This is a genomic window from Leisingera sp. ABM4_101, from assembly GCF_056158725.1.
Genome location: NZ_JBSWTV010000002.1, coordinates 3490650 through 3504820 on the forward strand (window position 1 = coordinate 3490650; position 14171 = coordinate 3504820).

At 62.3% G+C, this 14171-nt stretch carries 14 protein-coding genes; 1 reads left to right on the forward strand and 13 read right to left on the reverse strand.

What is annotated here, in order from left to right:
• Positions 1-100: 100 nt before the first annotated feature.
• Positions 101-280, forward strand: coding sequence for an RSP_7527 family protein (locus ACXAEK_RS18265; protein WP_475044051.1), 180 nt, complete (start codon positions 101-103; stop codon positions 278-280).
• 211 nt (positions 281-491) lie between these two features.
• On the opposite strand, the gene ACXAEK_RS18270 is transcribed toward ACXAEK_RS18265, so the two are convergent.
• The 13 genes from ACXAEK_RS18270 to nuoG form a co-directional block, all read right to left on the reverse strand.
• Positions 492-2159, reverse strand: coding sequence for a ribonuclease J (locus ACXAEK_RS18270; RefSeq protein ID WP_475044053.1), 1668 nt, complete (start codon positions 2157-2159; stop codon positions 492-494).
• Entirely contained in the window at positions 2156-2938 is a 783-nt protein-coding gene (locus tag ACXAEK_RS18275) for a type III pantothenate kinase (protein WP_475044054.1), read from the reverse strand. The genes ACXAEK_RS18270 and ACXAEK_RS18275 overlap by 4 nt, the downstream gene beginning before the upstream one ends.
• A gap of 12 nt (positions 2939-2950) precedes the next feature.
• Positions 2951-3697, reverse strand: a complete 747-nt coding sequence (locus ACXAEK_RS18280; RefSeq protein WP_475044056.1) for a biotin--[acetyl-CoA-carboxylase] ligase — start codon at positions 3695-3697, stop codon at positions 2951-2953.
• 70 nt (positions 3698-3767) lie between these two features.
• Positions 3768-5207 carry an NADH-quinone oxidoreductase subunit NuoN gene (nuoN, locus tag ACXAEK_RS18285; protein ID WP_475044058.1) on the reverse strand — a complete coding sequence of 480 codons (1440 nt, stop codon included), beginning with the start codon at positions 5205-5207 and terminating at the stop codon, positions 3768-3770.
• 15 nt (positions 5208-5222) lie between these two features.
• Complete coding sequence (locus tag ACXAEK_RS18290; RefSeq protein ID WP_475044060.1) at positions 5223-6773, reverse strand: NADH-quinone oxidoreductase subunit M; 1551 nt, start codon at positions 6771-6773, stop codon at positions 5223-5225.
• Positions 6773-8875, reverse strand: a complete 2103-nt coding sequence (gene nuoL / locus ACXAEK_RS18295; RefSeq protein WP_475044062.1) for an NADH-quinone oxidoreductase subunit L — start codon at positions 8873-8875, stop codon at positions 6773-6775. Before nuoL ends, ACXAEK_RS18290 begins: the two co-directional genes overlap by 1 nt.
• Positions 8876-8881: 6 nt before the next feature.
• Positions 8882-9187, reverse strand: coding sequence for an NADH-quinone oxidoreductase subunit NuoK (nuoK, locus tag ACXAEK_RS18300; RefSeq protein ID WP_008553673.1), 306 nt, complete (start codon positions 9185-9187; stop codon positions 8882-8884).
• Positions 9188-9191: 4 nt separating this feature from the next.
• Positions 9192-9794, reverse strand: coding sequence for an NADH-quinone oxidoreductase subunit J (locus ACXAEK_RS18305; protein WP_027237103.1), 603 nt, complete (start codon positions 9792-9794; stop codon positions 9192-9194).
• Positions 9791-10222, reverse strand: coding sequence for a carboxymuconolactone decarboxylase family protein (locus ACXAEK_RS18310; protein WP_475044064.1), 432 nt, complete (start codon positions 10220-10222; stop codon positions 9791-9793). Before ACXAEK_RS18310 ends, ACXAEK_RS18305 begins: the two co-directional genes overlap by 4 nt.
• Positions 10219-10713: an NADH-quinone oxidoreductase subunit NuoI gene (gene nuoI / locus ACXAEK_RS18315; RefSeq protein WP_475044066.1), complete on the reverse strand. Its 495-nt coding sequence runs from the start codon at positions 10711-10713 to the stop codon at positions 10219-10221. Before nuoI ends, ACXAEK_RS18310 begins: the two co-directional genes overlap by 4 nt.
• A gap of 3 nt (positions 10714-10716) precedes the next feature.
• A complete protein-coding gene (gene nuoH, locus ACXAEK_RS18320; RefSeq protein ID WP_039145417.1) occupies positions 10717-11754 on the reverse strand; it encodes an NADH-quinone oxidoreductase subunit NuoH in 1038 nt (345 codons plus the stop codon).
• Between the two features lie 6 nt (positions 11755-11760).
• Positions 11761-12147, reverse strand: a complete 387-nt coding sequence (locus ACXAEK_RS18325; RefSeq protein WP_475044067.1) for a hypothetical protein — start codon at positions 12145-12147, stop codon at positions 11761-11763.
• Positions 12144-14168, reverse strand: a complete 2025-nt coding sequence (gene nuoG, locus ACXAEK_RS18330; RefSeq protein WP_475044069.1) for an NADH-quinone oxidoreductase subunit NuoG — start codon at positions 14166-14168, stop codon at positions 12144-12146. Before nuoG ends, ACXAEK_RS18325 begins: the two co-directional genes overlap by 4 nt.
• Positions 14169-14171: the final 3 nt, after the last annotated feature.

Genomic DNA, 14171 nt, shown 5'->3' on the forward strand with positions numbered 1-14171 from the left:
TGCAGCATATCGGGTCTTCGATCTTGGCCGGCGTAATTCTGCGAAAAGCGGCGTAATGCATCTTCAACACTGAAACGCGCCATTGAAGATGGGCCACGCCATGAACACCACCGACACCAAGACCCTGAGCATCTCCCAATTCCAGGCCATTGAGGCCCGCGCCCATGAGCTGCGCGCGGAAGCCTTTGCCAATGTCATGCGCCGCCTGTTCCGCGCCCTGTTCAGCGCCCCGCGCAAAGTGGTTTCCTGCCCCAGCTGCGCCCGCCCGCTGCACGGCTGAAACATCCACCGCGCCTGGTGGAGCCGCCATTGAATTGAAAACGCCGCGCGCCCGAACGGGCCGCGGCGTTTTCAATTTTCAGACAGGGGGGGCCGTGCCCGTACCGCGGGTCCGTCAGGCACCATGGCGCAAGGCACAATGGGGCCTGCCGCATCTCTGAGGCGGCTTGGGCCGGGCGGGAGAACCGCCCTGCCCTTTCCCCGCGGCAGGATCAGCGCATACGGCTGACCACCACCGTCACTTCGGGCTTCTTGCCGATTTCGGCCTGCGCGGTCTGGCGGGTGATGCGGCGCAGTTCCTGTTCCAGCTTGTCATCGTCGCGCAAGGTTTTCGCGCCTGCCCGCATCAGGAACTGATTCAGGTCCTCCTCCAGCACCTCGACCAGCGCGGCATTGGAGGTCCCGGTCTCGGCCAGGCCTTTAAGATCGCACCAAGGCTCACCCAGCGGCTCGTCTTCCTCGTCCAGGATCACCGTCACCAGCACATGGCCGTTCAGCGCCATGCGGATGCGGTCGCGCACGATGCCGTCCAGCGCGCCGTATTTGACTGAGCCGTCCAGATAGGTGCGGCCGGTCTCAATCCACTCGGTCACCTTGGGTGCATCGCCGGTCAGGTCCATCATCATGCCATTTACGACGACGGCGCTGGCGATGCCCTTTTCCTCGCCCAGGCGGGCGTGCTGGCGCAGGTGGCGGTGCTCACCGTGCATCGGAATCAGCATCTTGGGCTTCAGCAGGTTGTGAACAACCTCCAGGTCCGGGCCGTTAGCGTGGCCAGAGACATGGTAGAGGCCGGAGCTGTCATCGACCACATCAACGCCCATTTCGGAAAACTGGTTGATGATGCGGATGACGCCCTTTTCGTTACCCGGGATGGTCTTGGAGGAAAACAGGAACAGATCGCCCTCCTTCAGCTCCAGACCGCGGTACTTGCCGCGCGCCAGCTGCGCGGTGGCGGCGCGGCGCTCGCCCTGGCTGCCGGTGGTGATCAGCATCAGGTTGTCGCGCGGCACATTATTGGCGTCTTCCGGGCTGATCACCTTGGGGAAGTCCACCAGCACGCCAGTTTCCACTGCCGCCTCGATCATCCGGCGCATGGCGCGGCCCAAAAGGACCACGGAGCGGCCGGCCTTCACACCGGCCTCTGCCAGGGTTTTCACCCGTGCGACGTTGGAGGCAAATGTGGTGGCCGCGACCAGGCCCTTGGCCTCGGAGAACAGCTTGGTGATCTCCTCCGGCAGCTCGGATTCCGAGCGGCCCGGATGCTGCGAGAACACATTGGTGGAATCGCATACCAGCGCCTGAATTCCGTCCTTTGCGATCTCCGCCCACATTTCCGGGTCGAAGGGTTCACCGACCAGGGGGTTTGCGTCCAGCTTGAAGTCGCCGGTGTGCACAACGCGGCCAGCCGGGCTGTCGATCACCAGCGCGCCGCTTTCGGGGATCGAGTGGCTCATCGGGGCAACACCGATGGTGAAGGGCCCGAGCTTGGTTGTTTCCGGCCAGGCTTCGACGGTGTGCACATTGGCCGGATCGTGGCCGGCCTCCTCCATCTTGCGGCGCGCCAGGTTGGCGGTGAAGGCGCGGGCGTAGACCGGCACGTTCAGATGCGCGTAAAGATGGGCAATGGCGCCGATGTGGTCCTCATGCCCGTGGGTGATGAAGATGCCTTCCAACCGGTCGGCACGCTCCTTCAGCCAGGTGATGTCGGGCATGATCAGGTCTACACCCGGGGTGGTGTCCATGTCCGGGAAGGTCACGCCCAGATCCACCAGGACCAGCCGTTCCTTGCCCTGCGGGCCATAGCCGTAGACATAGGCGTTCATGCCAATTTCACCCGCCCCGCCCAGGGGCAGGTAGATCAATCTATCACTGCTCATGCGTCAGTACCGTTTTCCTTGTTGTATTTATGAATGATCTGCAGCCCATGCATGGTGAGATCATCCTCATATGCGTCAAACAGATCGGCAGATTGCTGGAACAATGGCGCCAGCCCGCCGGTTGAGATTACTTTCATCGGCACCGCGCGTTCCGCCTTGATGCGGTCGCAAATCTCGCGCACGAGGCCAACATAGCCCCAGAACACGCCGGATTGCATACAGGCGACGGTATTGGTGCCGATCACGTTCTGCGGCTTGGAAATGTCCACATGGGGCAGCGCGGCAGCGGCCTGGTGCAGCGCCTCCAGGCTGAGGTTCACGCCAGGTGCGATCACGCCGCCGACATAGGCGCCGTCCTCGGCCACTACGTCGAATGTTGTGGCGGTGCCAAAATCCACCACGATCAGATTGCCGCCATAGGTGTCAAACCCCGAAACCGTGTTGACCAGCCGGTCGGGGCCGACGGCGGTGCCCTCGTCCACCCGCACCGCGACGGGCAGCAGGCATTCGGGTTTGCCAACCACCAAAGGCCGCGTGTTGAAATAGCGGTCCGCCAGCACACGCAGGTTGAACACCACCCGCGGCACAGTGGAGGAGATGATCATATCGGTGATATCCGCTTCGATCCCCTGCAGCCGCATCAGCGTGTTGAGCCAGACGTAATACTGATCGGCGGTGCGCTGCCATTCAGTGGCTGTGCGCCACATGCCGATGAACTTCTCACCGTCATAGATCGAGAAGACCGTATTGGTATTGCCGCAATCAACTGCCAGAAGCATTGCTGCCCCTTCCTAGAAATAGATGTCAGCCGCGGGAATGCTGACGCGGCCCTTGGCGGTGTTTAGGACAAGGTTGCCGCTGCCGTCCACCGTTTCAAAGGTGCCTTCGGTCTCGGAACTGGCGGTACGGGCGGTGATCACCTCGCCCAGCTTGGCGGCACGCGACAGCCATTCGGTGCGGATCGGCTCGAACCCGTAGGTTGCGAACTGCTGCTCGTAGCGCGCAAAAGCCTCTGCCACTGCTTCCAGGAATTCCTCCGGCGTGACCTGCACACCGGTTTCCGACAACAGAGACACCGGCCAGACCGCGCCGGGCTCCAGCCATTCCTTCATCGGCGTTTCCACCAGGTTAACGCCGACGCCGACAAACAGATGGTTGACGCCTTTGCCGTTGCCTGCGCTTTCCAAAAGGATGCCAGCCAGCTTGCCGCCCTTCAGCAGCACGTCGTTAGGCCATTTCAGCGACAGGCCCTCGCTGCGGCCGGTGACCGCGACACAAGCGTCATAAACGGCCAGTGCAGCCACAAAACTGCGCAGCGCGGCCTTGTCCGGCGCGCCTTCGGGGCGCATCACCAGGGTGGCGGCGAAGTTGCCCTTGGGGTCTTTCCAATCACGCCCGCGGCGGCCGCGCCCCTGGGTCTGGCGCAGCGCCAGGATCCACTCGGGACCCGACAGTTCCCCGGCAATGCGGGCGGCTTCGCTCAGTGTGCTGTCCACCTCGGCGAGCACCCGTTTCCCATATCCTGCTGGCCAGCTCATCTGCATTCCTTAAAAAGTGCGAAAGGCCCGGTCACAAGACCGGGCCTGTCCAGCCTGCCTGAAAAGCAGATCAATTTACAAGGGTTGCCGCGGCAGCGGCGGCAGCGCCGTCGATGCCGAACTGGTAGACCACGCCCACCAGCATCAGCGCCGCAGAGGCCATCAGAGCCACGCCCAGAACCGGCGAGCCCTTGGCCTCCACATCGTCCTCGCCGGTGCCGAAGTACATGTAGAAGACAATCCGCAGGTAATAAAACGCACCGATGACCGAGGCTACGGCAGAGGCAATGACCAGCGTCATCAGGCCAGCATCGACACCCGCCTGCCACACCCCGAACTTGGCAAAGAAGCCCAGCATCGGCGGCACGCCAGCCAGCGAGAACATCAGGATCAGCACCGCCAGCGCCTTGCCCGGCTCGCGCGCGGCGAACTGGTTCAGGGCCAGGATGTCGGTCACGGGCTTGCCGTCCTTCTCCAGCATCAGGATGAAGGAGAAGGTGCCGATGTTCATGGTGACGTAGATCGCCAGGTACACCAGCATCGCGGTGATGCCCTGCTCGGTGCCAGCCGCCAGGCCGATCATCGCATAGCCCATGTGGGCGATGGAGGAGAACGCCATCAGCCGTTTGATGTCGCGCTGGCCGATTGCCGCGATGGCGCCCAGGAACATCGACAGCACCGACAGCACCACGATGATCTGCTGCCAGTCAGCGATTGCGCCGCCGAAGGCGTCAAACAGCACACGGGCAAACAGGCCCATGGCCGCAACCTTGGGTGCGGTGGCAAAGAAGGCGGTCACAGGCGTCGGCGAGCCCTCATAGACGTCCGGGGTCCACATGTGGAACGGAACCGCCGAGACCTTGAACGCCATGCCCGAGATCATGAAGACCAGGCCGAACAGCATGCCGATAGACATATGGCCCTGCTCCGCCACCTGGATGATGCCCGCGAACTGTGTGGTGCCCGCAAAGCCGTAGACCAGCGAGGCGCCATAAAGCAGCAGGCCGGAGGACAGCGCGCCCAGCACGAAGTACTTGAGGCCCGCCTCGGTCGACTTGACGCTGTCGCGGCGCATCGCGGCGACGACATAAAGCGACAGCGACTGCAGCTCCAGCCCCATGTAAAGGGACATCAGGTCGCCAGCGGAAACCATCACCATCATGCCGACAGCGGCCAGCGCCACTAGGACCGGGTATTCAAACCGCAGGATGCCGCGGCGCGCCATGTAGTCCTGGCCGATCAGCAGCACAGCCGAGGCACCCAGCAGCAATGCCACCTTGGCAAAGCGGGAGAAGCCGTCGTCGATGAACATGCCATTGAACGCCGTCTGAGTGCCGGCCGGGCTGGAAGCGATCCAGAAGGCGACCAGCGCCAGCAACGCTGCCGTGCTCCAGACCAGCGGCACCGCCAGCTTGTCCTTGCCGGTGTAGACGGCGCCAATCAGCGCCGCCATGGCGTAAAGCGCCAGAACGATCTCTGGCAGGATTACGGTAAGATCAGCTTGGATCATCTGCCTGATGCTCCCTTAGTGCGAAGCAATCTGGGTCGCGGCGGGCGCAGTGTCCGCAGCAGCCAGAGACTGGTTGAAGTTTGCAATCAGCGCCTCAGTCGAGGGGCTGATGATGTCGGTGACCAGCGACGGGTAGACACCCAGCAGCAGGGTCATGACGACCAGCGGCGCAAAGACAAAGCGCTCACGCGCAGACATGTCCCTGATGCCCATCAGGCTGCCCTTGATCAGGTCGCCGAACACCACGCGGCGGTACAGCCACAGCGCATAGCCGGCCGAGAAGATCACGCCGGTTGCCGCCACTGCGGTCACCCAGGTGTTTTTCTGGAAGGCGCCCATCAGGGTCAGGAATTCGCCGACAAAACCGGAGGTGCCCGGCAGGCCTACATTGCCCATGGTGAAGAACATGAAGACCAGCGCATAGGCGGGCATCCGGATCACCAAACCGCCGTAGGCGTCGATGTCGCGGGTGTGCATGCGGTCATAGATCACGCCCACGCAAAGGAAGAGCGCGGCGGAGATGAAGCCGTGTGACAGCATCTGGAAGATGGCGCCGTCGATGCCCTGCTGGTTGGCGGCAAAGATGCCCATGGTGACAAAACCCATGTGCGCAACCGAGGAATAGGCGATCAGCTTCTTCATGTCCTCCTGCACCATCGCCACCAGCGAGGTGTAGACCACGGCGATGGCCGACATCCACAGGACCACATCGGTCATCACATCCGCGCCCACCGGGAACATCGGCAGAGAGAAGCGCAGGAAGCCGTAGCCACCCATCTTCAAGAGGATCGCCGCCAGCACCACGGAGCCTGCAGTTGGCGCCTGCACGTGCGCGTCCGGCAGCCAGGTGTGCACCGGCCACATCGGCATCTTCACCGCGAAGGAGGCAAAGAAGGCCAGGAACATCAGTGTCTGCGCACCGCCCACGATGTGAACACCCAGCACGTCAAAGGACGCCGCCGAGAAGCTGTGGGTCAAGAGGGTCTCAATATCGGTGGTGCCGGCATCCACATACATGAAGACCATTGCCACCAGCATCAGCACCGAACCGAAGAAGGTGTAGAGGAAAAACTTGAAGGAGGCGTAGATCCGCTCCTTGCCGCCCCAGATGCCGATGATCAGGAACATCGGGATGAGGCCCGCCTCGAAGAACAGGTAGAACAGCACCAAGTCCAGCGCCATGAAGACACCCAGCATCAGGGTCTCCAGGAGCAGGAAGGCGATCATGTATTCCTTGACCCGGTCAGTGACCGACCAGCTGGCCAGGATGGTCAGCGGCATGATGAAGGTGGTCAGCATCACAAACAGAACCGAGATGCCGTCAACGCCCATCTTGTACTTCAGCCCGAAAATCCACTCCCGGTCCTCGACGAACTGGAAGCCGGTGTTGGCCGGGTCGAACTGGGAATAGATGCCCAGGCTCACCAGGAAGGTGATCGTGGTGGCAAAGAGCGCAACAAACTTGGCGTTGCGCTGCGCCGCCTTTTCCTCGCCGCGCAGGAACAGGGCCAGGATGGCCGCTGCGAGCGCCGGGATGAAGGTGACAATAGAAAGGAGATTGTCCATCAGTGCGCTCCTCCGCCGATCGACATCCAGGTGACCAGGGCTGCAATGCCCAGCACCATCCAGAAGGCATAAGTGAAGATGTAACCGGACTGTGCGCGTCCAGCGAGACGGGTGAAGAAGGGCACAACGCCCATGGCCAGACCGTTCAGGAAACCGTCGATGGTGTTCCCATCGCCGCGTTTCCAGAAGAAGCGGCCGAGGGCAACGGCCGGTCTAACGAAGATCACGTTGTAGATCTCGTCAAAGTACCACTTGTTCAGCAGGAACAGGTACAGCGGGCGCTGCTGCTTGGCCAGGCGGGCGGGCAGCGACGGGTTCCAGATATAGAACCACAGCGCCAGCACCAGGCCGCCAATCATTGCCATGAACGGGGACAGTTTCACCCATTTCGGCGCCGCGTGGGCATCCTCCAGAATGTGGTTGTCCGGCGCGATGTAAAGCGCGCCCTCGCCCGGCTTGCCGGCAAACACATAGTGGTGCTCGCCTTCGCCACCATGGGCGGCTTCTTCGCCGTGCGAGGCTTCGTCTCCGTGGCTTGTGTCTTCGCCGTGCGCTTCCGCTGCGGCTTCAGCCACCGGGATGCCGTAGAACTTGCCGACCTGATCGGCGTGGCCGAAGAAGCTGCTGTACCACAGCATGCCCGAGAAGATCGCGCCCAGAGCCAGTACGCCCAGCGGCACCAGCATGGTCAAGGGGCTTTCATGCGCGTGGTCGTGTGTGTGCTTGTCGCCGCGTGCCTCGCCATAGAAGGTCATGAAGATCAGGCGCCAGGAATAGAAGGAGGTCATGAAGGCCGCGATCACCAGCGCCCAGAAGCCGAACATCGAGCCGCCCGCATAAGCGCTTTCGATGATCGCGTCCTTGGAGACAAAGCCGGCAAAGCCAACCCAGCCGCTGAGCGGAATGCCGACACCTGTGATTGCCAGGGTGCCGATCATCATCGCCCAGAAGGTATAGGGGATCTTCTTACGCAGCGCACCGTAGTTCCGCATGTCCTGCTCGTGATGCATGGCGTGGATCACCGAACCGGCGCCAAGGAACAGCATCGCCTTGAAGAACGCGTGGGTGAACAGGTGGAACATCGCCGCCGAGTACATGCCGACGCCAGCTGCCACGAACATGTAGCCCAGCTGCGAGCAGGTTGAATAGGCAATCACCCGCTTGATGTCGTTCTGCACCAAACCCACGGTTGCCGCAAAGAAGGCAGTTGCCGCGCCAAGGGCGGTGATGAAGGCTGCGGCCTCAGGCGCGAACTCGATCAGCGGCGACATGCGGCAGACCAGGAACACGCCCGCGGTCACCATGGTCGCGGCGTGGATCAGCGCCGACACCGGGGTCGGACCCTCCATCGCGTCCGGCAGCCAGGTGTGCAGGATCAGCTGCGCCGATTTGCCCATCGCGCCGACAAACAGCAGGAAGGCCAGCAGGTTCGCCGCGTTCCACTCGGTCCACAGGAAGGACACCTGGGTCTCCGCCAGCGTGGGGGCCGACGCAAAGATGTCAGACAGGTTGATACTGTCGGTCAGGAAGAACAGCCCGAAGATCCCCAGCGCAAAGCCGAAATCGCCGACGCGGTTGACGATGAAGGCCTTCATCGCCGCTGCATTCGCCGAAGGTTTGCGGTAGTAGAAGCCGATCAGCAGGTAAGAGGCGACACCGACGCCTTCCCAGCCGAAGAACATCTGCACCAGGTTGTCGGAGGTCACCAGCATCAGCATCGCGAAGGTGAAGAACGACAGGTAGGCAAAGAAGCGCGGCTTGTAGCTTTCGCCCTCTTTCCACTGCGGATCATGGTCCATGTAGCCGAAGGAATAGAGGTGCACCAGCGAGGACACCGTGGTGATCACGATCAGCATGATCGCGGTCAGCCGGTCCAGGCGGATCGCCCAGGAGGTCGACAGCGAGCCGCTTTCGATCCAGCGGAAGATCTCGATGTTCTGGGTCACCCCGTCAAACGACAGGAAGGTGATCCAGCTGAGCAGCGCCGCCAGGAACAACAGCGCCGTGGCGGTCACGGTGGCGGCTTTCTCGCCGATCATCTTGTGGCCGAAGCCGCAGATAATCGCGCCAACCAGCGGGGCGAAGAGGAGGATGGTTTCCATGTTTCTTTAGCCCTTCATCACGTTGACGTCTTCGACGGCGATGGTGCCGCGGTTGCGGAAGAAACAGACCAGGATCGCAAGGCCGATGGCCGCCTCAGCTGCGGCCACGGTCAGCACGAACAGGGTGAATACCTGCCCCACCAGATCGCCCAGGAAGCTGGAGAATGCGACCAGGTTGATGTTCACCGCCAGGAGCATCAGTTCGATGCTCATCAGCAGGATGATCACGTTCTTGCGGTTCAGGAAGAGCCCGAAGATGCCGATGACGAACAACGTCGCCGCGACGGTCAGATAATGTTCAAGTCCGATCATGTGCTCACAGCCCCTGCCCCGGTTTCACGTCCTTGAGCTCCATCGCCGCTGCCGGATCGCGCATCATCTGGGCAACCACGTCCTGGCGCTTGACGTCGGTGCGGTGGCGCAGGGTCAGCACGATTGCGCCGATCATCGCCACCAGCAGGATCAGGCCCGCCAGCTGGAACAGAAGGAAATATTGATCATAGATGATGAGGCCGAGCGCCTCGGTGTTGTGGCGGTCCGCAGGAACCGGATTGGCCAACAGCTCAGGCGCCTTATGCGCGGTTTCCCAAACGCCGAAGGCCATCACGAACTGCATCAGGATCACCAGGCCGATCAGCAGCGCCAGCGGCATGTATTTGGCCATCTCCGCCTTCAGCTCGGCAAAGTCCACATCCAGCATCATCACCACAAACAGGAACAGCACCGCGACCGCGCCCACGTAGACGATGACCAGCAGCATGGCGACGAATTCCGCCCCCAGCAGCACAAACAGCCCGGCCGAAGAGAGGAAGGCCAGGATCAGCCACAGAACCGAATGCACCGGCTGGCGGCTGATCACGGTGAACAGCCCGCCGGTGATGGCGCTGATGGCGAAGAGGTAGAAGGCAAAAACGCTCATGTCTCATCGTCCCTTTTGTCGTCCATGACCGCCTGCGCCAGATCCAGCGCCCGGTTCATGGCCGGAATGCCGGCAAAGACCGACATCTGTCCGATCGTTTCCACGATCTCTTGTTTCTTGGCGCCGGCCGCGAGGGCATGGCGCACGGTCTGGCGCACGGCACTGTCAGCCTGCGCGCCCTGCATTGTCAGCCCGGCCAGTGTCAGCAGCAGCCGGGTCTTGGCATCCAGCCCGTCCTTGTTGACGGTGTTGCCGAACATCATTTCCATGACCTCTTTGGGCATGGTGGGCCACAGCGCCTCGAACTCCTTGAAAGCCTCGGTTGGCGAGAAGTTTTCCAGCGCTGGATTGAAGGCCTTGGCCATCTCCTGCGCCTGGGTCTGCATCTGGGCCATCATGGCCTCGAAAGGGTTCTTGGGATCTGTCATCGGTACGGCGCGTCGATTTCCAGGTTTCGGGCAATCTCTGCTTCCCAGCGTTCCCCGTTCGAAAGCAGCTTCTCCTTTTCGTAGAACAGCTCCTCGCGGGTCTCGGTGGCGAATTCGAAGTTCGGACCTTCGACAATCGCATCCACCGGGCAGGCTTCCTGGCAGAAACCGCAGTAGATGCATTTGGTCATGTCGATGTCATAGCGCGTGGTGCGTCGGCTGCCGTCCTCGCGCGGTTCCGCGTCGATGGTGATCGCCTGCGCCGGGCAGACCGCCTCGCAAAGCTTGCAGGCAATGCAGCGCTCCTCACCGTTTGGATAGCGGCGCAGCGCGTGCTCGCCGCGGAAGCGGGGCGACAGCGGGCCCTTCTCATGCGGGTAGTTCAGGGTGGCCTTGGGTGCGAAGAAGTACTTCAGCCCCAGTTTGAAGCCGACCCAGAAATCCTGCAGCAGGAAGTATTTGGCGGCGCGGGTGTAGTCGATGTTCGCCATCAGTTAGCCTCCCACGGTCCAGCGGGCGAAGATGCCCCAGAACCAGTCAAATTTTGCAGCAAAGGACACGAAGACCACCCAGGCCAGCGAGAACGGCAGGAACACTTTCCAGCCCAGGCGCATCAGCTGGTCGTAGCGGTAGCGCGGGGTGATCGCCTTCACCATTGCGAAGAGGAAGAAGAAGAACGCCATCTTGGCAACCATCCACAGCACGCCATCGGGCAGGCCCGGGATCGGGGACAGCCAGCCGCCGAAGAACAACAGGGTTGTCAGCGCGCACATCAGGAAGATGGCGATGTATTCGCCGGCCATGAACAATAGGAACGGGGTCGCCGAGTATTCCACCTGGTAGCCCGCGACCAGTTCCGATTCCGCTTCCGGCAGATCGAATGGCGGGCGGTTGGTTTCAGCCAGCGCCGAGATGAAGAACAGGAAGACCATCGGGAAATGCGGGATCCAGTACCAGTTCAACAGGCCCAGATCGCCATCCTGCGCGCGGACGATGTCGCCGAAGTTCATCGAACCGGTGGAGATGATCACGCCGATGATGATCAGGCCGATGGAGACCTCGTAAGAGATCATCTGCGCCGCGGAGCGCAAGCTGCCAAGGAACGGGTATTTCGAGTTCGACGCCCAGCCGCCCATGATCACGCCGTAGACCTCGAGGCTGGAGACCGCGAAGACATAGAGGATCGCCACGTTGATGTCGCTGAGCACCCAGCCGTCATTGAACGGGATCACCGCCCAGGCGATCATCGCCAGCACGAAGGAGGTCATCGGCGCCAGGATGAACACGGTGCGGTCGGCGCCGGCCGGGATCACCACTTCCTTGACCACATATTTCAGCGCGTCGGCCACCGATTGCAGCAGGCCGTAGACGCCCACCACATTCGGGCCCCGGCGCATCTGGACCGCGGCCCAGATCTTGCGGTCCCCGTAGACGAGGAACAGGAGCGAGATCATCACAAAGGCAACAACTGCAAGCACTTGCGCCAGGATCAGAACAGCGATGCCGCCTGGAGTGTTAAAGAAATCAGCCATAGGTCCTCACACCGTGGGTATTCCGTTCGCCGCGCAATCCGCGACCACGACTTCGGCGTCGATGGTGCGCAATCCGCGCGGCAGAGAGGGCGAAATCAGATAGACCGCGTCCGCGGCCCGGCTGCCCCCTGCCTGTTTCGTTGTCGTGCGCACATGGCGCGCAAACCCGTAATCCCGGATCAGCGCGTATTGCGCGGCGGCGCATTCCGCATAGTCGTCAAGGTCTTCCTGCGCGAACACTCCGCGCATGGAGACGTGAAATTGCACCAGATCGCCCTCCAGCAGGCTGGTTTCCACCCCTTCGTATACCGGGGCGGGCCGCTCTCCTTCGCTGCCGGGTGCCATTGCGCAGGCTGCCAGCAGGAAAGGCGTTATGAGGGCGAAACGGATCATTCGGCGGCCATTGCCTCGTTTCCGCGGGCCTTTACACCTGCCGACAGTTCCGCCATCAGTTGCGATGCGCGGGCAATCGGATTGGTCAGGTAGAAGTCCTTGATCGCGGGCAGGAAATCGGCGTTGCCGAGTTTGTCCTGCTCCAGCGGCGCGCCGTCCTTTTCGGCCACTTCGTCGATCTGCGCCAGATGCGGAACCTCTGCAACCAGCGCCTGGCGCAGCTGTGCCAGCGAGTCATAGCCCAGCTTGGCATCTGCTTCGGCGCTGAGCGCGCGCAGGATGGCCCAGTTTTCCTTGGCCTCACCCGGTGCAAAGCTCGCACGCATCGCCAGCTGCGGACGGCCTTCGGTGTTCACGAACAGGCCGTTTTCTTCCGTGTAGGCGGCGCCCGGCAGGATCACGTCGGCGCGGTGCGCGCCGCGGTCGCCGTGGGAGCCCTGATAGATCACGAATGCGCCCGCGTCGATTTCCACTTCATCGGCGCCGAGGTTGTAGATCACCTCTGCCCCGTCAATAGCCGCTTCCATGCCGCCCTCAGACACCGCACCGATGTCCATCGCGCCCACGCGGGAGGCTGCGGTGTGCAGCACCATCAGCTTGGAACGGGACAGTTCCGCCATCTTCTGGGCCGCTGCCAGGACCGCCAGGCCGTCGGCCTCGCGCAGGGCGCCCTGCCCCACGATGATCACGGTTTTTTTGTTGTCGCGGGTCTCCTCCGAAACGCCCTTGTCGATCATATCGCTGAGCGCGTCGCGGCCGGTGCCTGCGTGGTAGTACTCATAAGTCAGATCCGCCGCCGGGCCGATCAGTGCCACTTCGGCCCCCTTGGCCCATGCTTTGCGGATACGGGCATTCAGCACCGGTGCTTCGTCGCGCGGGTTGCTGCCTATCAGCAGGATCATTTCCGCGTCATCGAGGTCTTCGATGGCGGCGGTGCCGGCATAGCCTGCGCGGTTGCCGATCGGCAGGCGGGCGTTATCAGTGCGGCATTCAACCTTGCCACCCAGCCCTTCGACCAGCTGCTTCAGCGCAAAGGCTGCCTCAACGGACGCCAGATCGCCGATCAGGCCAGCAATTTTTTTGCCTTTCATGGCGCCGGCTGCGGCAGACAGCGCCTCCGACCAGCTGGCGGGCTTCAGCTTGCCGTCAACGCGAACATAAGGGCGGTCAAGGCGCTGGCGGCGCAACCCGTCCCAGACAAAGCGGGTCTTGTCGCTGATCCACTCTTCGTTCACGCCGTCGTGGTTGCGCGGCAGGATGCGCATCACTTCGCGGCCCTTGGTATCCACGCGGATGTTCGAGCCAAGCGCGTCCATCACGTCGATGGTTTCGGTCTTGGTCAGCTCCCACGGACGGGCAGTAAACGCGTAGGGCTTCGACGTCAGCGCGCCCACCGGGCACAGGTCGATGATGTTGCCCTGCAGGTTCGATTGCAGCGTCTGGTTCAGGTAGGAGGTGATCTCCGCATCCTCGCCGCGCCCGGTCTGGCCCATCTGGGTGATGCCCGCGACCTCGGTGGTGAAGCGCACGCAGCGGGTGCAGGAGATGCAGCGAGTCATGGTGGTGGCAACCAGCGGGCCGAGGTCCAGATCGTCCACCGCGCGCTTGGCTTCCTTGAAGCGGCTGCCCGACAGGCCATAGGCCATCGCCTGGTCCTGCAGGTCGCATTCGCCGCCCTGGTCGCAGATCGGGCAATCCAGCGGGTGGTTGATCAGCATGAATTCCATCACGCCTTCGCGGGCCTTCTTGACCATCGGCGAGTTGGTTTTCACCTGCGGCGCCTGGCCTTCGGGACCGGGGCGAAGATCCCGCACCTGCATCGCGCAGGAGGCAGCGGGTTTCGGCGGGCCGCCGACAACCTCAACCAGGCACATGCGGCAGTTGCCCGCAATCGACAGCCGCTCATGATAGCAGAAGCGCGGGATCTCGACGCCGGCCTCCTCACAGGCCTGGATCAGGGTCATTGCCCCATCCACCTCGATCTCGGTTCCGTCAATGTTGATCTTGCGGAGGTCAGACATGGT

Bases quoted from the DNA above. Each gene is read 5' to 3' on its own strand.
- ACXAEK_RS18265 (WP_475044051.1), top strand. From the start codon at position 101: ATGAACACCACCGACACCAAGACCCTGAGCATCTCCCAATTCCAGGCC.
- ACXAEK_RS18270 (WP_475044053.1), bottom strand. From the start codon at position 2,159: ATGAGCAGTGATAGATTGATCTACCTGCCCCTGGGCGGGGCGGGTGAA.
- ACXAEK_RS18275 (WP_475044054.1), bottom strand. From the start codon at position 2,938: ATGCTTCTGGCAGTTGATTGCGGCAATACCAATACGGTCTTCTCGATC.
- ACXAEK_RS18280 (WP_475044056.1), bottom strand. From the start codon at position 3,697: ATGAGCTGGCCAGCAGGATATGGGAAACGGGTGCTCGCCGAGGTGGAC.
- nuoN (WP_475044058.1), bottom strand. From the start codon at position 5,207: ATGATCCAAGCTGATCTTACCGTAATCCTGCCAGAGATCGTTCTGGCG.
- ACXAEK_RS18290 (WP_475044060.1), bottom strand. From the start codon at position 6,773: ATGGACAATCTCCTTTCTATTGTCACCTTCATCCCGGCGCTCGCAGCG.
- nuoL (WP_475044062.1), bottom strand. From the start codon at position 8,875: ATGGAAACCATCCTCCTCTTCGCCCCGCTGGTTGGCGCGATTATCTGC.
- nuoK (WP_008553673.1), bottom strand. From the start codon at position 9,187: ATGATCGGACTTGAACATTATCTGACCGTCGCGGCGACGTTGTTCGTC.
- ACXAEK_RS18305 (WP_027237103.1), bottom strand. From the start codon at position 9,794: ATGAGCGTTTTTGCCTTCTACCTCTTCGCCATCAGCGCCATCACCGGC.
- ACXAEK_RS18310 (WP_475044064.1), bottom strand. From the start codon at position 10,222: ATGACAGATCCCAAGAACCCTTTCGAGGCCATGATGGCCCAGATGCAG.
- nuoI (WP_475044066.1), bottom strand. From the start codon at position 10,713: ATGGCGAACATCGACTACACCCGCGCCGCCAAATACTTCCTGCTGCAG.
- nuoH (WP_039145417.1), bottom strand. From the start codon at position 11,754: ATGGCTGATTTCTTTAACACTCCAGGCGGCATCGCTGTTCTGATCCTG.
- ACXAEK_RS18325 (WP_475044067.1), bottom strand. From the start codon at position 12,147: ATGATCCGTTTCGCCCTCATAACGCCTTTCCTGCTGGCAGCCTGCGCA.
- nuoG (WP_475044069.1), bottom strand. From the start codon at position 14,168: ATGTCTGACCTCCGCAAGATCAACATTGACGGAACCGAGATCGAGGTG.